Here is a 19706-nt window from a genome sequence, read left to right as displayed (position 1 = left end):
ATCAGGCCTTCGCCTTGGCGGCGGCCTTCATCGCGCGCTTGTGCTCGCGGACCTTCGCGAGCGACTCCGGCGAGACGATGTCGGCGACCGAGCGGAAGGATCCGTCCTCGCCGTAGGGTGCCGACGCCTCCCGCCAGCCCGCTCCGGTGAAGCCGTACTGCTTGCCGAGGAGTGCGAGGAAGATCTTCGCCTTCTGCTCGCCGAAGCCCGGGAGGGTCTTCAGGCGGCGCAGCACCTCGGGGCCGTCCGGCCCGGTCTCCGAGCCCGTCGAGGGGCGGGTCCACAGGTTCGCGGCGTCGCCGCCCCAGTCGTCCACGAGCGTCTGGCACAGCGTCTGCACGCGCGCCGCCATCGAACCGGGGAAGCGGTGCACCGACGGCGACTGCTTGAACGCCGCGAGGAATTCGTCCGGGTCGTAGGACGCGATCGTCGCCGCGTCGGTCGCGCCGGTGCGCTGCTCGATCTTGAGCGGGCCGGCGAACGCGGTCTCCATCGCGACCTGCTGGTCCAGCAGCATCCCCACGAGAAGGGCGAGCGGGTTGTCGGTGAGCAGGGCGTCGGCGGCGGTGTCTCCGGTGATGTGAAGGGCCATGGATCCAGTCTCCCATCGCCGCCGGATCCGTGAAGAAGAAGTGCTTGACATATTCGTCTAGACGAATGCATCATGGATCCATGAACGAGATCATCGAACGCACCGTCACCGCCACCCCCGAGCGCGTCTGGGAGCTCTGGACCACTCCCGAGGGCATCTCGCGCTGGTGGGCGCCGGACGGCTTCCGCACCGACGTGACCACTCTCGACCTGCGTCCCGGGGGCGCGCTCGAGTACACCATGACCGCCGTGGCACCTGAGCAGGTGGCCTTCATGGAGCAGAACGGGATGCCGCTGTCGACCCCGTCGCGCAAGCGTTTCACCGAGATCGAGGAGCCGACCCGGCTCGGCTACGCCTCGATCATCGACTTCGTGCCGGGCCACGACGAGTACGAGCAGCTCACCGAGATCGAGCTGCACGCGACCGACGACGGCGGCACCCGCATCGTCATGCACGTCGAGCCGCTGCACGACGAGGTGTGGACCCAGCGCCTGCTCGCCGGCCGGGCGAACGAGCTCGAGAACCTCGCCGCCCTCGTCGCTGCGGAGTGACCGTGGCCCGATCGTCGTCCGAAGTCGCGGGTGCGCCGGAGCCCGGGCCCGCGGGTGCGCCGGAGTCTGCGGGTGGGCCCGTCGCCGGGCCGGATCCGGCGCTCACTGCCGACCACCGATCCGGAGATCCCGACCCGCAGCGCGCGTTCGCCGCGATGGGGGAGCCGACCCGCTACCGCATCCTCGAGGTGCTCGCGCAGAACGCCAGCACCGTCGGCGGAGTCGCGGAGGCGATCGGCGCGCTGCAGCCGCAGACCACCAAGCACCTTCAGGCGCTCGAGGCGGCCGGGCTGATCACGGTGCACAAGCTGGGGCGGCGCCGTGTCGCCCAGTTGGACCGCGCCGCGTTCGCGGCCCTGTCCGCGCACCTGGGCGCGTGGTCCCGGGACGACGCCGATGACGACGCACTCGCCGCGTACGCACAGGGGATCGCTCGCGAGGACGCGGATCCCGGTCGTGCCCGCGCGCTGACCCTCCGCACCGGAGTTCCCGCATCCGCCGACGCCGTGTGGCGAGCCTGGACGGACCCGCGCCAGGCCGCGCGATGGTGGGCGCCTTCGCATTTCGAGGTGCGCGAGCTGGAGATCGCGCCGGAGTCCGGTGCGCCCATCCGGTTCGCCCTCGGCGAGCCCGGCGGGGCGACCTACCGCTCCGAGGGGCGCGTGCTCGAGGTCGAGCCCTGCCGGCGCCTGGTGTTCGCGCTCGCGCCCCTCGACGAGGCGGGGCAGGCGCTGTTCGACGCCGTCTACTCGGTCGAGCTGGACGACGAGGGCGCTTCGATCGCATCGAGTGGCGACGGCGCTGCCACGGCGGTCGCGCTGCGCATCGACGTCGACGGCGTTCGCGCGGGTGCCGCCGAGGCGGTCGCGGGACTCGAACCCGGATGGACGCAACTGTTCTCCGGGCTCACCGCGCTTTTCGCCGGCGGATCCGCGGACTGACGGTCAGTTGATGATCTCGCCGCGCTCGTCGTCGAGGACGGCGGCGAGCCGGTCGCGCCAGGCCTGCAGCGCCTCGGCGCTCAGGCGGGGCCAGTCGTGCACCTCTGCGACCACCCGCAGCGGCTCGGTGCTGCGGTAGGAGCGGGTCGGGTTGCCCGGGGACTTCTTGTCGGTGACGTTGGGGTCGTCCTCGAACGGACCTGTCGGCTCGACGAGATAGACCCGCGGCTCGCCGTCGCCCGCCGCGAGCTCGGCGGCGAGGCCGGCGCCGTCGCGCAGCGCCGTGAAGTAGATGTGGTTCATCACGATCTCGGGGCGGTAGTTCGAGCGGAACCCCGCCGTGAGGAGGTCGCCCGGCTGGAGGTCGGCCCTGGTGCCGTGGAGGAACGGTCCCTCGTCTGTCACGTCGCTCACCGTCCCAGGCTAACCGGGCGTGGGCGACGCGGTGCGCGCCCATGTCGGGTTCGTCGGCGATCCGTCTCGCCGCACCGATCCGCGAGATGCAGGAGCGGATGCGCGAAATGCAGGATCAGTCCGCGGGCCTGATCAGGCCGTGGCGGCGTCGGCCTGCCCGGAGTCGCGCTCTGCCGCAGGTTCGGCGGTGAGCCCGTAAAGCGTCTCGACGGCGGCGATGAACTCGGATCCGCGGCCCTGGGCGGCGAGCTCGTGCGCGCGGCTGGTGGGCGTGTGAAGGAGCACACCGGCGAGGTGGCGCATGGCCTGCTCCACCCGGCCGTCCTCGTCGCCGCGGCGACGCGCGCGCTCGATCTCCGCCTCCAGCAGGTCGAAGATGTGCCCCCGCAGGGCGACGACGGCCGGGGTGACGCTCTCGCGGGCGCGCACTTCGTGGAACGTCGCGGCCGCGGCGCGCACGATCGACCGCGCGGCGTCGGTGGCCTGAAGCTCCTCGAGCGGCGCGTGCAGACGGATGGTCTCGAGGTCGAGCAGGGCGACGCCCTCCACCTCCGCGACATCGAGGGAGACGTTGCGCGGCATGCCGAGGTCGACGATCAGCTGCGACGGCGCGGATCCGGCGGCGCCATGATCGGGAACCGGGCACTCGGCGGCGGCCTCGGCGGGCAGCGCCGCGAGAGCGGGGGCCCGGCCTGCGCGCAGGATCGCGGCGTCGAGCACCGGATGCTCTGCGCTGGTGCAGGTGATGACGATCGTGGCGTTCGCCGCGGCGCGGGCGTACTCGGCCTTCGGCAGTGCGCGGATGCCGTGCTTGGCGGCGAACGCCGCTCCGCGGCCCGAGGGGGAGTGCACGCTGATGTCGTGCGCACCGCGCTCCCGCAGCGTCGCCAGCGTCACCGCGGCGTAGGCCCCGGTGCCGACGAGCAGCACGCGGGCGGCGCTCCAGTCGGCGATGCGGCTGTCGGCGAGCTCGAGCGCCAGGCGGACGAGTGAGCGACCGGCGCGACCCAGGGCGGTGTCGTTCTTGACCTTGCGCTGCGCCTCGCTGGCGCGCTGGAACAGCCGCTCCAGTTCAGGGGAGGTGGTGCCGTGCTTGCGGGCGGAGGTGAGCGCGCGGCGCACCTGTCCGGCGATCTCGCCCTCGCCCGACACGACCGACTCGAGTCCGGACGCCACCGAGAAGAGGTGCTCCACGACGCGCGGGCCGGAGTGCACCGACGACGACGCGGTCAGGGTGTCGGCGGGGATCCCGCTGCGGTCCGAGACGGTGCTCAGGATCCGGGCCACGTCGCGCTCGTCGGCCGTTCCCTCGACGTCGACATAGGCCTCGAAGCGGTTGCAGGTCGCAAGCACGACGGCGCCCTTGGATCCCTCGGCAAGGGACCCGGCCAGGTCATCCGGGGTGCGACTGAGTCGTTCGAGGAGGTCGAAGGGGGCCGTCTTGTGATTGGCCGTGACGCAGAGCAGCACTCTGTCAGTGTACGCGCCGCGTGCTTTGCGGATCCTGGAAGCGGTCGGCGGCGACGTCCGGGTTCCGCGCCCATCCGCCGCTAAGCAGGCGTCGGGGAGAATGGATCCATGCCCCTCGACGACGCCCCGCTGCTGCGCGCCCTTGCCGGAACCCGCCCCGAGACGACCCCGGTGTGGTTCATGCGCCAGGCAGGGCGCTCGCTGCCCGAGTACCGCGACCTGCGCGTGGGCACCCGCATGCTGGACGCCTGCCTCACCCCCGACCTGGCGGCGGAGATCACGCTGCAGCCGGTGCGCCGGCACGGCGTCGACGCGGGCATCTTCTTCAGCGACATCGTGGTGCCGCTGAGGCTCGCCGGCGTCCAGGTCGAGATCGAGCCCGGCCGCGGCCCGGTGTTCGCCGACCCGGTGCGCACGGCGGCCGACGTCGCCCGGATCACGGCGATCGATCCCGCATCCCTCGACACGACGCAGATCGAGGAGGCCGTGCGGCTCGTCGTCGCCGAGCTCGGCGATCGCACGCCGCTGATCGGCTTCGCCGGTGCGCCGTTCACCCTCGCCGCGTACCTCGTCGAGGGAGGCCCGTCCAAGGAGCACCTGCGCGCACGCGCCATGATGCACACGGATCCGGAGTCGTGGAACCGGCTCGCGGGCTGGCTCGCCCGGGTGTCGCAGACGTTCCTCGCGGCGCAGCGCGCGGCCGGTGCGAGCGCCGTGCAGCTGTTCGACTCGTGGGCGGGATCCCTCAGCCCCGCCGACTACCGCACCTTCGTCGCGCCGCACTCGGCGGCCGCGGTGGAGGGCATCGACGCGCCGGTGATCCACTTCGGGGTCGGCACGGGGCCGTTCCTCGCCGACATGCGCCTGGGCGGGCGTGCCGACGCGGTCGGCGTGGACTGGCGCCTGCCGCTGGACGAGGCCGCGGCACTGCTCGGTGGCGACGTCACCGTGCAGGGCAACATCGACCCGGCGCTGCTGACGGCGCCGTGGCCCGTGCTGGAGGCGCACGTGCGCGAGGTCCTGCGGCGCGGCACGGCGGCGCGGGCGCACGTCCTGAACCTCGGGCACGGCGTGCCGCCGGAGACGGATCCGGCCGTGCTCACCCGCATCGTGGAGCTCGTGCACGCCGTGCGCATTCAGCCCGTCGGGGCGCTGTGATGACCGACCCGCGTGCGGTGCCCGGCGACGGGGAGGACGGGGGCGTGCCCGCAGAGGCTCAGCAGGCCGGCGCACCCGCCCTCGAGCTGGCTGAGCGCGCCGCACGCCTGCGGGTCGCCGTGGTGGGTGGCGGCATCGCCGGGCTCGTCGCAGCCGAGTCCGTGGCCGCGATCGGCGCGCACGTGACCGTCTTCGAGGCGCAGGATCGCGCAGGTGGCGCCGTGCAGGCGGGCGAGGCGGACGGGCTCGTGTTCGACGCCGGAGCGGAGAGCTTCGCGGTGCGCGGCGGCCACGTGCGCGCGCTCATCGACGACCTCGGCCTCGGGGCCCGCGTGGTGTCGCCCGAGCCCGGCGGCGCGTGGGTCGCGGGCATCCCGGGCGGAGCGGCTCCGCTGCCGAAGGGCGGGCTGCTCGGCATCCCCGCCAATCCTTTCGCGGAGGACGTGCGCCGTGTGATCGGCTGGCGCGGCACGTGGCGCGCGTGGGTCGATCGGCTGCGCCCGCCGCTCACGATCGGGCACGACCACAGCCTCGGGCGGCTCGTGCGCAAGCGCATGGGCGCCCGCGTGCTCGACCGTCTGGTGGCCCCCGTCGGCACCGGCGTCTACTCGGCGCACCCCGACGAGATCGACGTCGACGTGGCGGCGCCCGCGCTGAACGCGGCGCTGACCCGGGCCGGCTCGCTCTCCGGCGCCGTCGCCGAGCTCACCGGCGGATCAGGGCGCGCCCCGGGGGCTGCAGTGCAGGGGCTCGACGGAGGCATGGCGGGGCTCGTCGACGCGCTCATCGCGCGCATCGAACTGCTCGGATCCGAGGTGCGCACGGTCGCGCCGGTCGAGCGCCTCGACCGCGACGGCGACAGCTGGATCGTGCATCTGGACCCGTCAGCGTCGCCGATCGAGGACGGAGATGAACGGGACGACGCGTCCTCGACCATCGGAGCCGAGGAATCCGCGCCATTCGACGCCGTGATCGTGGCCGCCGACGAGGCGACCGCCCGCCTTCTGCTCGCGCCGCACGTGCCCGAGCTCGCCGCGGTGGCGGCCGGATCCTCTCCGCGCATCGAGATCGTCACCCTCGTGCTCGACGCCCCGGAGCTCGACGCCGCCCCGCGCGGATCCGGTGTGCTCACCGTTCCCGGCACGCACACCGCGAAGGCGCTCACTCACAGCACCGCGAAGTGGGCGTGGCTGCGCGAACGGGCCGGATCCCGGCACGTCGTGCGGGTGTCGTTCGGCTCCCAGGATGAGGAGCCGGCCACCGCCGCGCTCGACGACGAAGGCGCCGCCGCGCTCGCGCTCGCCGAGGCGTCCGCACTGCTCGGAGTCCCGCTGCGCCCCGACCAGCTGCGCGGCAGCCACCGCTCCCGCTTCGTGCAGGCGCAGCCGTCCGCGGTGCTCGGGGCGGCCGAGCGCAGGACGGCCGCGGCCACCGCGATCGCCGCCGTGCCGGGCGTCGCCGCGACCGGGGCATGGCTGAGCGGCACCGGACTCGCCCAGGTCGTCCCGCACGCCAGGGCCGAGGCGGAGCGGATCCGACACGCACTGCTCTGGGGCTGAGCCGCACCGGATAACGGCCCCGTGCAGCGTTCAGGTCGCAGAATCTGCGCCACCTGCAGGCGGGAACCGCAGATTTCGCGACCTGAACGCTGGATCCAGTGCGTGCGAGGGCCGAATAACGGCGGCTGACGGACGATAGATGCCGAGAACGGCATACAGGGTTACGCTGGAGGTCCGGAAAGACCGACCACAACGTGAGGGGACCCCATGAAGGGGAAGATCGGACTCGTCGTCGGACTCGGCGTCGGCTACGTGCTGGGCACCCGTGCAGGGCGCGAACGGTACGAGCAGATCAAGAAGCAGTGGCTCAAGGTGTGGCACCTCGACCCGGTGCAGGCGCAGGTGCACAAGGTGCAGGACTTCGCGAAGTCGCAGGCGGCGGCCGTGCCGCAGGCGCTGTGGACCGGCGCGGTCAAGATCGTCAAGGCGGCGACGTCCGACGGCACGCCCGGCCAGCGCGTGGACTCGACGATCGCCAGCGGCAAGACGGTGGCGGCCGAGGTCAAGCAGGCCGCGGAGGAGACCGTCGCCGCCGCGGAGGCCACGGTGGCCGCGGCCGACGGCAAGCCGCGTTCGACCGCTCGCAAGAGCGCGCCGAAGAAGCCGGCCGCAGAGGCCTGACATGGTCAAGGACTACCGGGACCGCGCCGACGACAGCCTGCTGACGCTGCTCGGCGATCTGCCCGAACTCGTCACCAACCTCGTCAAGGCGGAGATCGACGCCGCGAAGACCTGGGTCGCGCGCACCTCGAAGGACGCCGGGATCGGCAGCGTCTGGTTCCTCGTCGCGCTGTTCTTCCTGTTCTGGGCCGTTCCGGTCGTGCTCGTGTTCTCGATCGCCGGGCTCTCCTCGTGGTTCCCGGTGTGGCTCTCCGCGATCATCACGTTCGGGATCCTGCTGCTCGCCGTGCTCGTGTTCGCGCTGCTCGGGATCCTGAAGTTCCGCCGGGTGCTGCGCCGGGAGAACCCCGCGCAGGCCGTGGCCACCGACGTCCGCATCGTGAAGGAGGCCGGCGATGGCCGTTGATCCGGTGAACATCCCGCGCACGGCGGTGCCCGCAGGCATCGTCGACCCGGTGGCCTCGGCACGCGCCGAGCTGAAGGCGGCGCTGCTCGCCATCGAGGACAAGACCAACGTGCCGCGCCAGCTGCAGAAGGCCGGGGGCAGGGCGCGCACGTTCGCGCAGCGCAACCCGGTCGGAGCCGTGGCGGCGGCCGCCGGCGTCGCCGTGGTCGTCGGCGGCCTGGTCTGGGCGATCGCCCGCAGCATCGCGCGCTGATCCGACCGCGCGCGGATCCGGTCGGATCCGGTCGGATCCGTCATGCGCCCCTGCCGCATAGGCGGAGGGGGCAGACTGGTAGCCATGGCTGAAGCTGCAGAAACACCCGTGCTCGCCGCCGACTCCGACGCCTCTCCGCAGGGCTACGCCCTGTGGGCCGTGTGGCGCCGCGACCCCGCCGCACCCGTTCTCGAGACCGACTCCACCGAGCTGGAGGACATCGTCCGCCACATCGAGGACGGCGGCATCAGCGTCCGCGGCTTCTACGACGTGTCCGGTCTGAAGGCCGACGCCGACCTCATGGTGTGGCTGCACGGCCCGAGCCCGGAGGAGCTGCAGAAAGCGCTGCGCCGCCTGCGCCGCACCGAGCTGCTGCGCAGCCTCCTGCCGACCTGGAACGTGATGGGCGTGCACCGCGACGCCGAGTTCAACCGCGCCCACGTGCCCGGCTTCCTGCGCGGCGTCGAGGCCAAGGGCTGGCTGTGCCTGTACCCGTTCGTGCGAACCCCGGAGTGGTACCTCATCGAGGAGGACGAGCGCCGCCGCATGCTCGCCGAGCACGGACGCAAGGGCGCCGCGTTCCGCGGGGTCATCGCCAACACCGTCGCCGCGTTCGCGCTGGGCGACTACGAATGGCTGCTGCCGCTCGAGGCCGACGACCCCACCGAGCTCGTCGACCTCATGCGCGACCTCCGCTACACCGACGCGCGTCGGTATGTGAAGGAGGAGGTGCCGTTCTACACCGGTCGCCGGCTGCGGTTCGACGAGATCGCCGAGGTCCTGCAGTGACCTCTGCCGCCGGCGCGATCCGCCTCGGCACCCGCCGCAGCGCGCTCGCCCAGGCGCAGTCCGGGCAGGTGGCCCGGGCACTGGAGGAGGTCTCCGGCCGCCGCGTCGAACTCGTCCCGATCACGAGCGAGGGCGACACGAACCGCGCGTCGCTCAGCGAGATCGGGGGCCGCGGCGTGTTCGCCACCGCGCTCCGCGAGGCGCTGCTCCGCGGCGAGTGCGACTTCCTGGTGCACTCCCTGAAGGACCTGCCCACGGCCGTGCCGGACGGGCTCGTCATCGCGGCCACCCCTGCCCGCGCCGACGCTCGCGATGTCGCGATCACCCGAGACGGGACGCCCCTGCACGAGCTGAAGAGCGGATCCGCGATCGGCACCGGCTCGCCGCGCCGCATCGCCCAGGTGCACGTGCGCAACCCGCACCTGCACACCGTGGACCTGCGCGGCAACGTCGACTCCCGCGTCCAGCGGGTCGCGAAGGGCGAGCTCGACGCCGTGATCCTCGCCGCCGCCGGGCTGTACCGGCTGGGTGACGGCCAGGAGGAGACCGGTGTCCTCGGCGACCTCAGGGCGGAGCCCCTCGGCCTTGCGGAGTGGCCGACCGCGCCGGGACAGGGCGCCCTCGCCGTGGAGACCACGGCCGACGCGCCGGCCGAGCTGCTCGCGGCACTGGCCGCGCTCGACGATGAGGCGACGCGCATCGCGGTGACCGCGGAGCGGGCCGTGCTGGAGGGGCTGGACTCCGGCTGCCAGGCGCCGATGGCCGCGCACGCCGAGCTGTCCGGCGGCGATCTGCGGGTGCGCGCGGTGGTGTACGCGCCGCACGACGGCTGGCGGATCGGGATCGACGTCACCGAGGCGCTGCGTCCAGGAAGCGTTGAGGCAGCGGGCCTGGCCGAGGAGTATATTCATCGGGACGGCAGGGGCAACGGTGCGGACTCTGCCGATGGTGCAGACCCGATCTCCGCAGCTCGTGAGATCGGGTTGTCTGTTGCCCGTCGGCTGCTCGAACGTGGGGCGGCCGATCTTCTTCCGCGCCCCTGAACCCGATGATGATGACTGAATCGAAGCAAGAGGCCAAGCCGCTCACCGGCTGGCGCGTGCTCGTACCGCGCGGCGGTCCCTGGGGCGACGGTGTCGCCGCGAGCCTGCGGGCCCAGGGGGCGGTGCCCGTCGTCGCGCCGCTGATCAACTTCGCGCCCACCAACGACCAGGCCGCTCTCGACGATGCGCTCGTGAAGCTCGCCGCCGGCGAGTTCGACTGGCTCACGGTCACCAGCGCCACCACCGTGGACGTGCTCTTCGCGCACCGCGCCGAGATCCCCGCGTCCACCAAGATCGCCGCCGTCGGCGAGACCACGGCCGCGGCCCTGATGGCGGTGGGCTACCACGTCGACCTCGTGCCCGAGGACGACAACTCCGCGGAGGGGATGGCCAGGCAGATCATCGCCCTCGAGCCGGAGCCCAAGCGGATCCTGACCCTGCGCAGCGAGATCGCGAAGCCGCTGCTGACCAAGTCGCTCAAGAAGGCCGGGCATCACGTGTCCAGCGTGGTGGCCTACCGCACGGTCGGCGTGCCGGTCACCGAGCGGATCATGCGCGATGTGCAGAACGGGCGCATCAACGCGATCCTCGTCACCAGCGGCTCCGTGGCGCAGCAGGTGCGCGAGCAGTTCCCGGACATCCCGGACACGACGCTGCTCGCGGCGATCGGCCCGCGCACCGCGAAGGACGCGAAGAAGGCCGGCCTGCCGATCACGGTCGTCGCCGACGCGCAGACCGTGGACGCGCTCATCGACGCTGTCTCGCAGTTCACCCTTCCGCACGCGGCAGACGAGTTCGCACCGTGACCGGCGGACTTCGCTCCGGCGCCGCCGGGCTGGGCGCGTCGGCCGGCTTCCCCGACGTCCGCCCCCGCCGTCTGCGCCAGTCCGCCGCGGTGCGCTCGCTCGCCCGCGAGACGGACGTGCTCCCGCGGCACCTCGTGCTCCCCGCCTTCGTGCGCGAAGGCATCACCGAGCCCACGCCCATCGGATCCATGCCCGGCGTGCAGCACCACACGGTGGATTCGCTGCGCCGCGCTGCCGTGGAGGCGGCCGAGGCGGGCGTCACCGGGATCATGCTGTTCGGCGTGCCGACGGTGCACGACGCGATCGGATCCGGGGCGGATGACCCCGACGGGATCCTGAACGTCGCGACTGCGGCGGTCGCCGCGGAGGTCGGCGACGTGCTCGTCGTGCAGACCGACCTGTGCCTGGACGAGTTCACCGACCACGGGCACTGCGGGGTGCTGGCGGCCGACGGCTCGGTCGACAACGACGCCACTCTGGAGCGGTACGTCGCCATGGCTCTCGCCCAGGCGCGGGCCGGATCCCAGCTGCTCGGCCTGTCCGGCATGATGGACGGCCAGGTCTCCGTGGTGCGCCACGCGCTGGACGCCGAGGGCTTCCAGGACGTGCTGCTGCTCGGCTATGCCGCGAAGTTCGCGAGCGCCTTCTACGGCCCGTTCCGCGAGGCCGTCGACTCCCAGCTGCAGGGCGACCGCCGCGCCTACCAGATCGACCCGGGCAACCGGCGCGAGGGTGTGCGCGAGGCGTTGCTGGACGAGGCCGAGGGCGCCGACGTCGTCATGGTGAAGCCGGCGATGGCGTTCCTGGACGTGCTGCGCGAGGTGCGCGACGCCGTGCACGTGCCGGTGTGGGCGTACCAGGTCTCCGGCGAGTACGCGATGATCGAGGCCGCCGCCCGCAACGGTTGGCTCGACCGGGAGCGCACGATCCTGGAGTCGCTGCTGTCGATCCGCCGCGCCGGCGCCGACGCCGTGCTGACGTACTGGGCGACCGAGGCCGCCCGCTGGATCGCCCGCGGCTGAGCCGATCCACGTGCTTTCGAAGCGCGCAAATGGTTGGCTCCGGGGCCTGGATGGAGCCAGTTGCGCGCATGGAAACGATGAGGAGCGGCACAGGCTCCCTAGAAAGAATGGATCCATGACCGACCGCAATGACGACCTGTTCGACGCCGCCCGTGCCGTGATCCCCGGCGGGGTGAACTCGCCCGTGCGCGCCTACGGCTCCGTCGGCGGCACGCCGCGGTTCCTGGCGAGCGCCGAGGGGGCGACGGTCACCGACGCCGCGGGCAACCGCTACCTCGACCTGGTCGCCTCCTGGGGACCGGCGCTGCTCGGGCACGCCCACCCCGAGGTCGTCGCGGCGGTGCAGGAGGCGGCGACCCGCGGCCTGTCGTTCGGGGCGCCCACCGAGGGCGAGGTCGAGCTCGCCGCGATCATCGCCGACCGCGTGCGGCACGGCGACGTGCGCCCCGTCGAGCGCGTGCGCCTGGTCTCCACCGGGACCGAGGCCACCATGACGGCGATCCGGCTCGCCCGCGGCGTGACCGGACGCGACCTGCTGGTCAAGTTCGCCGGGCACTACCACGGGCACTCGGACGGGCTGCTGGCCGCGGCCGGATCCGGTGTCGCCACGCTCGCGCTGCCGGGATCCGCGGGAGTCCCCGCCCCGATCGCGGCGCAGACGCTCGTCATCGACTACAACTCGCCGGAGGCGCTCGAGGCGGTGTTCGCCGAGCACGGCGACCGGATCGCGGCGGTGATCGTCGAGGCCTCCGCGGCGAACATGGGTGTGGTCGCCCCGGAGCCGGGCTTCAACCGCCTCATCGCGGAGACCGCGCACGCGCACGGCGCCCTGATGATCCTGGATGAGGTGCTCACCGGCTTCCGCGTGCACTCCGCCGGCTTCTGGGGTCTGCAGCAGCAGGCCGGAGAGCAGTACCTGCCCGACATCATCACGTTCGGCAAGGTCGTGGGCGGCGGCATGCCCCTCGCGGCCCTGGGCGGCCGCTCCGAGGTCATGGACCAGCTCGCGCCGACGGGTCCGGTGTACCAGGCCGGCACCCTGAGCGGGAACCCGCTCTCGGTCGCCGCGGGCCTGGCGACCCTGCGGCTGGCGACGCCCGAGGTGTACGCCGGGATCGACGCCGCAGCCGCGCGCCTGTCCGCGGCGCTCGACAGCGCGCTCACCGCGGCGGGCGTCGTGCACGCGGTGCCCCGCGCGGGCAACCTGTTCGGGGTCGCGTTCGCCGACGCGGCGCCGCGCGACTACACCGAGGCCCAGGCGCAGCAGGCGTTCCGCTACGCCCCGTTCTTCCACGCCATGCGCGAGCAGGGGGTGGCGCTGCCGCCGAGCGTGTTCGAGGCGTGGTTCCTCACCGCCGCGCACGGCGATGCCGAGCTCGCCGCGATCGAGGCCGCGCTCCCGGCGGCCGCCGAGGCCGCGGCCCGCGCGACGGCCTGACAGCCCGGCCGAGGTCGCCCTGGCCGCGGATCCGGATTGTGGATCCCGGCCAGCGCGATCGTTGCCGTCCTGTGAGATGCCTCGCGGGCGGATCCGAGACGACGCTGGCAGACTGGAGGAATGGTGACGCTGCTGCTGGATCGGACCCGCCTCGAGGTGGAGCTGTCTCCGCTCGAGCGCGCCGTCTCGTTCCGCCGCGACAACCTGCACATCGCCCGCGAGGCGATCGTCAAGGTGCAGCTCACCGATGATGCCTGGACCTGGCTGCGCGGCGTCGGCAGCCCGGGCACCCACGTGCCGCTCGTGCTGGCGGCGGGAACCTGGAAGTCCGCGAACGGCAACGACTTCGTGCTGATCAGACGGCACAAGCCGAGCGTGGTGATCGACCTCGAGGGCGCGGAGTTCCAGCGGCTGATCCTCACCACCCGGCACGGACTCGCGCTGGCGCAGGCGCTGCGCCTCGACGCGACCAGCGAGCTCGCCGAGGTCACCGACATCGCCGCCACCGGTGCGATCCCCGTCGTCGAGCCGGCGCACCCGGCCCGCAAGCGCAAGCCGGCGGTGCGTCCGGCCTGAGCGCCGCGGGCGCCGGGGCGCCGCCGGGCGCGCGCTCCCCGGCACGTCCCCGGTGCGTGCCCCCATGCGTGCGGTCCGTGCAGTGCCGACCGTGGTTCGCCCGGAGAACGCCGAAGCGGCGACCGTCCTCAGACGATCGCCGCTTCGCACGCGGAACGCGGATCAGCTCCCGTGGTGCTCGTGGTGCTGGTCGCCGTCGTGGTGCCCGTCGTGGTGGTGCTCGTCGCCGTCGTGGCGCTCACCGTCGCGCTGCTCGTCGTCGCCGTGCGGCTCCGCGGTCGGCCGCTCCTCGGCGTCCTCGTCGCGGGTGGGCCCCCGGGGTGTACGAGGGAGCGTCATCGGTGAAGAACGCCCGCGCGGCCGCGGCCAGCGACGCGCTGACGGCGGCGGCACGCGGATCCTCGTCGTGGTGGATCTCGCCCTGGGTCACGTCGTCCTCGAGGTCATCGTCCTCCTCCGGGGTGTCGCCGAGGATGACCTGGATCTCCTGGGTGCGCCCCTCCTCGAGCGCCGCGAAGATCTCGATGCCGGCGATCTCGGTGGTCTCCGTGGTGGGCTCGGGCGTGACGAACTCGTCCTCGGCCGGCGGCGTGGTGATCACCGTGGTCGCGGCTGTCGGGGCGTCGTCCACCGCATCCTGCCCGGCGTCGTCGCCGGCGTCGTGCGGCGCGTCGTCGTCCTGCTTCTGCGCGGCGTCGTCCTGCGCCTGATCGCCCTGCGCGTCCTCGCCCCGTCCGTCCGCGCCGTCGGTGTCGGCCTCGCCAGTCTCCTGCACGGCGGAGGGCACGCCCGTGATCAGCTCGTCGAACGACACCGGGGTCGCGGCGGAGGGGATGGTCAGCGCGGCGGTCTCGAAGGAGCCGAGCGCCACGCCCTGCTCGTCCGTGTCCTCGGCGGCGTGGGTGAGCGGAGCCTCGGGACCGTCGCCGGAGCCGTCCTGACGATCGTCGGCGCCCTCCGCCTCGGCCGCGTCGGTGTCGGCGTGCGGCTCGCCGGGCGTGTAGTCGGCCACGATCGGAGCGGTGAGCGCGACCCCCGCGGCGATCGCGCTGCTCTCGTCCGTGGTCTCGCCGTCGGCGCGCTCTGCGTCGGCCTCCTCGACGGAGTCGCGGGGCTGCTCCTCGGGGGCCACCTCCGCCGTCTCAGTCTCTCCGCTGGACGGGATCTCCTCGGATCCGCTCTCGTCCTGCGTCTCGATCTCGCCGGTGTCGTCGTGAACGGATCCCTGTGACTCCTCGGAGCCGTCCGCGTCGCCCTGCGAGCCTTCGACGTCGGAGCCCTCGGCCGTCACGTCGGCAGCGCCCTCGGCGTCTTCGGTGGCCTCGCCCGCAGCCTCGGTCGTCTCCGCCTCGGTCGCGTCGCCCTGCGCGGCGTCGGCCTCGCCGGAGTCCGGAGCCTCGGATCCGTGATCGCCAGGCTCATCCGTCGTCACCGACTCGCCTTCGGGCTCGCCGCCCTCGGCTCCCGTGTCGGCGGCGCCCGCACCCGCAGCGCCCTCATCACCGGCGGCGCTCTCCTCGGCGATCCCCTCGCCAGCCGTGTCCGCGCCCTCGGCGGCGCCTTCGTCGGTTCCATCGGCCCCGGCCCGCTCGGCGTCCTGGGCGCTCTGCGCGGCGGCGAACTCGGCGGCCTCACGGCGCGTGGTCGGGATCGCGACGGTGCCCGCCTCGGCCGAACCCGCCCCGAACAGGCCGGCGACCCCGGCGCCCGCGGCGGCGACCACCGGCGCGGCGGCGGCGCCGAACAGCCCGGCTGTGGGTGCGTCGCTCTCGCCGGTACCCTGCTCGTCGGTGTCCTGGGCGGGAGCGGTCTCGTCCGCGCTCCGGTCACGCGATGCGCCCTCTGCCGCGGCGCCTCCGTCGGAAGCGTCCGCGGAGGCCTCGGCTGCGTTGCCACCGTCCGAACCCTCCGCGGAGCCCGCGTCGGGCGCGGTCAGCACGGGGATCGACCCGGTGAGCGGGTCGCGGCGGCCGTGCACCAGGTCGAGGAAGACCTCCTCGAGGCTCGGTCCGCGCTGCTGCAGCGTGTGAGCGCCAGCCCCGCGGCCGCGGCGACGGCGCCGACCGCGGCGGCGTCGGTGTTGTGCACCGTCAGGCCGGAGCGCAGCACGTCGAAGCTCAGTCCCGCCTTGCCCAGCGCAGCAGTGAGGGCGTCGCGGTCCTCGGCGTCGACGACCACGGAGCCCGTGGTCGGATCCGACAGTGTGCCGATGCTGCCCGCGTACACCAGACGGCCCTTGGAGAGCACGAGCACGTTGTCGGCGATCTGCTCGATCTCGCTCAGCACGTGCGAGGAGACCAGCACCGTGCGTCCCTCGTCGGCGAGGCGCCGCATGAGCAGGCGCATCCAGCGGATGCCCTCGGGATCGAGGCCGTTCGCGGGCTCGTCGAGCACGAGCGCGCCGGGGTCGCCGAGGAGCGCGCCCGCGACGCTCAGCCGCTGGCGCATGCCGAGCGAGTAGGCGCCGATGCGCGTCTCGGTCTCGTTCTGCAGGCCCACCAGGGCGAGCACCTCGTCGACGCGCGAGAGGGGGATGCCGTTCGCCTTCGCCGCGATCGTCAGCTGGCGAGGCGCGGTGCGCCGGGGCGGTAGACCGCCTCCTCGAGCACGGATCCGATGGTGCGCAGCGGGTGGCGCAGCTCGGAGTGCGGCACGCCGCCGATGGTCGCGGTGCCGGAGGTCGGACGGATCTGCCCGAGCAGCATCCGCAGCGAAGTCGTCTTGCCTGCGCCGTTCGGCCCGAGGAACGCGGTCACCGCGCCGGGCTCGATGCGGGCGGAGAGGTCGTCGACAGCGGTGAGAACGCCGAAGCGCTTCGTCGCATGCGAGAACTCGAGCACTTGTCCGTCGGTCATCCGCGGCCTCTCATAGATACAGCAGTACCCCTCTATCCTGCCGGATGGGGAGTGAAAACGCAGGTTGATCCGGGCCATTCCGGCTGATTGCGCGGGGTAACGTGGCATCCGTGAGCACTGTCGAAGACGCCCCGTCCGCCGCCGTCGAACCCGAGGTGCTCGTGCGCGCCGAGGGGGCGCTGGGCAGGATCACGCTGAACCGGCCGCGCGCGCTGAACGCGCTGAACGTCGGGATGATCCGCGCCGTGCACGCGGCGCTCGACGCCTGGCGCGACGACAGCGACGTGGAGATCGTCCTCATCGACGGCGCGGGGGAGCGCGGCCTGTGCGCCGGCGGCGACGTGCGCGCGCTGCGGGAGCAGATCCTCGCCGGCCGCAGTGACGACACCGTGGAGTTCTTCCGCGAGGAGTACGCGATGAACGCGGCCATCGCGGAGTACCCCAAGCCGATCGTCGCCATCGCCGACGGCATCACCATGGGCGGCGGCATCGGCGTCGCCGGTCACGCGGCGATCCGCGTCGTCACGGAGCGGTCGCAGCTCGCGATGCCCGAGGTGCGCATCGGATTCACGCCCGACGTGGGCGGCACCTGGCTGCTCGCCCACGCCCCCGGCCGCCTCGGCGAGTACCTGGCGCTGACCGCCGGCACGATGGACGGCTCCGACGCGCTCTACGCCGGGTTCGCCGACTTCTTCGTGCCGTCCGAGCGCCTCGACGCGCTCCGCGACGCCCTCGCGCATCGGGCGGATCCCACCGGGACGAGCGAGATCGTGATGTTGTTCGACGAGACGCCGGATCCGTCGCCGCTCGCGGCCGCGCGCGCGTGGGTCGACGAGGCGTTCTCGGCCGACACCGTGCCGGAGATCGTCGCCCGGCTGCGGGCGATGCCGGACGACCTGGACGGTCCCGCGGCCACCGCCGACCTGCTCGAGTCGCTCGCCCCCACCGCGCTCGTCGTCACGCTCGACGCCGTCCGCGAGGCCCGTGCGATGGCCTCGGTGCGCGACGCGCTGGCGGGGGAGTACCGCCGAGTGCTGTGGTTCGTGCACCACCACCCGGATCTCGTCGAGGGCATCCGCGCCCAGCTCGTCGACAAGGACCGCCATCCGCACTGGGACCCGCAGACCCTCGCGGATCTCGCACCGGACGCCGCGGCCGAGGCCCGCGACTACGTGCCGCCGGTGCCCCTCTGGGCCTGAGCGTCGGCCCCGACCGCAGGCGCGGCCTCACGTCGCCGCACCTCGCCCTCGGGCGTTGAGGCCGAAACCGCCAGTTCTTCGCCCGATCCGGAAATAGCACCGGAGCAGGGATTCGTTCGCCCTCAGCGAAGATCGCCGCGGATCCTCCTCATGGGGGATGTGAATGTCCGAGCCGCGTGGCAGGGTGTGTCGTGGCCGACTTTCGGCTCATCCCCTTCTTCCCTCCGGGAAGTCCGCTCCCACAAGGAAAGTGCGCCTGTGCTCGGAAAGATCCTGTTCCGCTACCTGTCGCGGTACAAGTGGCTGCTGCTCGGCGTGCTGGTGTTCCAGTTCGCCAGCGCGCTCGCCTCGCTGTACCTGCCACGGCTCAACGCCGACATTATCGACAAGGGCGTCGCGCGCGCCGACACCGGGTTCATCTGGTCGCACGGCGTCCTGATGCTCGCCGTGTCCCTCGGCCAGATCATCGCCTCGATCATCGCCACCTACTTCGCGGCGCGCGCCGCGATGGGAGCCGGCCGTGACATCCGCGCCGACGTGTTCTCCCGCGTCAGCGGCTTCTCCGAGCGCGAGGTGTCGCAGTTCGGCGCCGGATCCCTGATCACCCGCAACACGAACGACGTGCAGCAGGTGCAGATGCTGGCGATGATGGGCTCGACGATGTTCGTCACGGCTCCGCTGCTCGCGATCGGCGGCATCGTCATGGCGGTGCAGACCAACCTGCAGCTGAGCTGGCTCATCGCGGTCTCGGTGCCCGTGCTGCTGATCGTGGCCGGCCTCATCATCGGCCGCATGGTCCCGCTGTTCCGCAGCTACCAGGGCAAGCTCGACAACGTCAACCGGATCATGCGCGAGCAGCTGACGGGCGTGCGCGTGGTGCGGGCGTTCGTGCGCGAGCGCATCGAGGAGGAGCGCTTCCGCGGCGCCAACACCGACATCATGGTCGTCGGGCGCAACGTCGGATCCCTGTTCGTGCTGCTGTTCCCGCTGTTCATGCTGATCCTCAACGTCACCATCGTGGGCGTGATCTGGTTCGGCGGCATCGAGGTCGACAAGGGCGACGTCGAGGTCGGCACGCTGTTCGCGTTCATGCAGTACATCGGCCAGATCATGATGGGCGTGATCATGTCCAGCTTCATGGCCATGATGATCCCGCGCGCGGCGGTCTCCGCGGAGCGCGTGGGCGAGGTGCTCGACGCGGAGCAGACGATGACCCGTCCGGTCGACGGCGTGGTCCGCTTCCCGGCCCCGGGCGCCGTCGCGTTCGACGACGTCGAGTTCACCTACCCGGGTGCCGAGTCGCCGGTGCTGACCGGCATCAGCTTCGGCGCCGAGCCCGGCGAGACCGTCGCGATCGTGGGATCCACCGGCGCGGGCAAGACCACGCTCGTCTCGCTCATCCCGCGTCTGTTCGACGTGACCGGCGGCGTCGTGTCCGTCGGCGGCACGGGTGTGCGCGAGGCCGACGTCGACGCGCTGTGGCAGAGCATCGGGCTCGTGCCGCAGCGGCCGTTCCTGTTCAGCGGCACCGTGGCCTCCAACCTGCGGTTCGGCCGGGAGGACGCCACGGACGACGAGCTGTGGGCCGCGCTGGAGATCGCCCAGGCGAAGGACTTCGTCTCGGAGATGCCGAAGGGGCTCGACTCGCCGATCGCGCAGGGCGGCACGAACGTGTCCGGCGGCCAGCGTCAGCGCCTGGCGATCGCCCGCGCGATCGTGCACCAGCCCGAGATCCTCGTGTTCGACGACTCCTTCTCGGCGCTCGACCTCACGACCGACGCCCGGCTGCGCCAGGCGCTGTGGCGGGAGCTGCCGCACGTCACCAAGATCGTCGTCGCGCAGCGCGTGTCGACCATCACCGACGCCGACCGCATCGTCGTGCTCGAGGGCGGCACCATGGTCGCCGTCGGCACGCACGAGCAGCTGCTCGAGACCAGCGACACCTATCGGGAGATCGTCGAGTCGCAGCTGGGGGTGGACGCATGAGCGACAACGTGGACAAGAAGGCCGCAC

General features: G+C 72.7%; 19 protein-coding genes and 2 pseudogenes. 15 read left to right on the top strand and 6 right to left on the bottom strand.

Features of this window, described 5'->3' with window-relative positions:
* Position 1 precedes the first annotated feature (1 nt).
* Positions 2-592: an HhH-GPD-type base excision DNA repair protein gene (locus ACYQ1L_RS17690; protein ID WP_460005320.1), complete on the bottom strand. Its 591-nt coding sequence runs from the start codon at positions 590-592 to the stop codon at positions 2-4.
* An 80-nt stretch (positions 593-672) separates the two neighbouring features.
* Between ACYQ1L_RS17690 and ACYQ1L_RS17685 the strand changes: the two genes are divergently transcribed.
* Together ACYQ1L_RS17685 and ACYQ1L_RS17680 are read left to right on the top strand one after the other, a co-directional pair.
* A complete protein-coding gene (locus tag ACYQ1L_RS17685; protein WP_460005319.1) occupies positions 673-1143 on the top strand; it encodes an SRPBCC family protein in 471 nt (156 codons plus the stop codon).
* Between the two features lie 2 nt (positions 1144-1145).
* Entirely contained in the window at positions 1146-2084 is a 939-nt protein-coding gene (locus ACYQ1L_RS17680; protein WP_460005318.1) for a metalloregulator ArsR/SmtB family transcription factor, read from the top strand.
* Positions 2085-2087: 3 nt separating this feature from the next.
* On the opposite strand, the gene arr is transcribed toward ACYQ1L_RS17680, so the two are convergent.
* Positions 2088-2498 (bottom strand): NAD(+)--rifampin ADP-ribosyltransferase, encoded by a 411-nt coding sequence (arr, locus tag ACYQ1L_RS17675; protein WP_460005317.1) that lies wholly within the window; start codon positions 2496-2498, stop codon positions 2088-2090.
* Positions 2499-2630: 132 nt separating this feature from the next.
* Positions 2631-3968 carry a glutamyl-tRNA reductase gene (locus tag ACYQ1L_RS17670; protein ID WP_460005316.1) on the bottom strand — a complete coding sequence of 446 codons (1338 nt, stop codon included), beginning with the start codon at positions 3966-3968 and terminating at the stop codon, positions 2631-2633.
* A 108-nt stretch (positions 3969-4076) separates the two neighbouring features.
* Here ACYQ1L_RS17670 and hemE point away from each other — a divergent pair, with 108 nt between their 5' ends.
* The 11 genes from hemE to ACYQ1L_RS17615 all read left to right on the top strand — a co-directional run bounded on the left by hemE (position 4077) and on the right by ACYQ1L_RS17615 (position 13639).
* Positions 4077-5126 carry a uroporphyrinogen decarboxylase gene (hemE, locus tag ACYQ1L_RS17665; protein WP_460005315.1) on the top strand — a complete coding sequence of 350 codons (1050 nt, stop codon included), beginning with the start codon at positions 4077-4079 and terminating at the stop codon, positions 5124-5126.
* The gene (locus tag ACYQ1L_RS17660) at positions 5126-6685 is read left to right on the top strand and encodes a protoporphyrinogen/coproporphyrinogen oxidase (RefSeq protein ID WP_460005314.1); all 1560 of its coding nucleotides are present in this window, start codon (positions 5126-5128) and stop codon (positions 6683-6685) included. The genes hemE and ACYQ1L_RS17660 overlap by 1 nt, the downstream gene beginning before the upstream one ends.
* 207 nt (positions 6686-6892) lie before the next feature.
* Positions 6893-7306 (top strand): hypothetical protein, encoded by a 414-nt coding sequence (locus ACYQ1L_RS17655; protein WP_460005313.1) that lies wholly within the window; start codon positions 6893-6895, stop codon positions 7304-7306.
* Position 7307: 1 nt separating this feature from the next.
* A complete protein-coding gene (locus ACYQ1L_RS17650) occupies positions 7308-7712 on the top strand; it encodes a phage holin family protein (RefSeq protein WP_460005312.1) in 405 nt (134 codons plus the stop codon).
* Positions 7702-7965 carry a hypothetical protein gene (locus ACYQ1L_RS17645; RefSeq protein WP_460005311.1) on the top strand — a complete coding sequence of 88 codons (264 nt, stop codon included), beginning with the start codon at positions 7702-7704 and terminating at the stop codon, positions 7963-7965. Before ACYQ1L_RS17650 ends, ACYQ1L_RS17645 begins: the two co-directional genes overlap by 11 nt.
* Positions 7966-8049: 84 nt before the next feature.
* Positions 8050-8754, top strand: a complete 705-nt coding sequence (gene hemQ, locus ACYQ1L_RS17640) for a hydrogen peroxide-dependent heme synthase (RefSeq protein ID WP_460005310.1) — start codon at positions 8050-8052, stop codon at positions 8752-8754.
* Positions 8751-9797, top strand: a complete 1047-nt coding sequence (gene hemC / locus ACYQ1L_RS17635) for a hydroxymethylbilane synthase (protein WP_460005309.1) — start codon at positions 8751-8753, stop codon at positions 9795-9797. Before hemQ ends, hemC begins: the two co-directional genes overlap by 4 nt.
* A gap of 11 nt (positions 9798-9808) precedes the next feature.
* Positions 9809-10603 carry a uroporphyrinogen-III synthase gene (locus tag ACYQ1L_RS17630; protein WP_460005308.1) on the top strand — a complete coding sequence of 265 codons (795 nt, stop codon included), beginning with the start codon at positions 9809-9811 and terminating at the stop codon, positions 10601-10603.
* Positions 10604-10632: 29 nt separating this feature from the next.
* The gene (gene hemB / locus ACYQ1L_RS17625; RefSeq protein WP_460005852.1) at positions 10633-11625 is read left to right on the top strand and encodes a porphobilinogen synthase; all 993 of its coding nucleotides are present in this window, start codon (positions 10633-10635) and stop codon (positions 11623-11625) included.
* A 115-nt stretch (positions 11626-11740) separates the two neighbouring features.
* On the top strand, positions 11741-13063 hold the full coding sequence (gene hemL, locus ACYQ1L_RS17620; protein WP_460005307.1) for a glutamate-1-semialdehyde 2,1-aminomutase: 1323 nt from the start codon (positions 11741-11743) through the stop codon (positions 13061-13063).
* Between the two features lie 120 nt (positions 13064-13183).
* Complete coding sequence (locus ACYQ1L_RS17615; protein WP_460005306.1) at positions 13184-13639, top strand: hypothetical protein; 456 nt, start codon at positions 13184-13186, stop codon at positions 13637-13639.
* A gap of 238 nt (positions 13640-13877) precedes the next feature.
* Here the strand turns inward: ACYQ1L_RS17615 and ACYQ1L_RS17610 are convergent, their stop codons facing one another.
* The 3 genes and pseudogenes from ACYQ1L_RS17610 to ACYQ1L_RS17600 all read right to left on the bottom strand — a co-directional run.
* Positions 13878-15617: a hypothetical protein gene (locus ACYQ1L_RS17610; protein ID WP_460005305.1), complete on the bottom strand. Its 1740-nt coding sequence runs from the start codon at positions 15615-15617 to the stop codon at positions 13878-13880.
* Positions 15572-16357 (bottom strand): annotated as a pseudogene (locus ACYQ1L_RS17605) (AAA family ATPase); the annotation flags it as partial. The pseudogene ACYQ1L_RS17605 and the gene ACYQ1L_RS17610, both read right to left, overlap by 46 nt.
* Positions 16291-16494, bottom strand: a pseudogene (locus ACYQ1L_RS17600) (ATP-binding cassette domain-containing protein); the annotation flags it as partial. The pseudogenes ACYQ1L_RS17605 and ACYQ1L_RS17600, both read right to left, overlap by 67 nt.
* A 110-nt stretch (positions 16495-16604) precedes the next feature.
* Here ACYQ1L_RS17600 and ACYQ1L_RS17595 point away from each other — a divergent pair.
* Together ACYQ1L_RS17595 and ACYQ1L_RS17590 are read left to right on the top strand one after the other, a co-directional pair.
* Complete coding sequence (locus tag ACYQ1L_RS17595; protein WP_460005304.1) at positions 16605-17693, top strand: enoyl-CoA hydratase/isomerase family protein; 1089 nt, start codon at positions 16605-16607, stop codon at positions 17691-17693.
* A gap of 258 nt (positions 17694-17951) precedes the next feature.
* Entirely contained in the window at positions 17952-19679 is a 1728-nt protein-coding gene (locus ACYQ1L_RS17590) for an ABC transporter ATP-binding protein (protein WP_460005303.1), read from the top strand.
* Positions 19680-19706 lie beyond the last annotated feature (27 nt).

The organism is Microbacterium xylanilyticum, from assembly GCF_054654695.1.
Note: the sequence above shows the minus strand (reverse complement) of the source record. Positions and strands in the feature narration are given on the sequence as shown.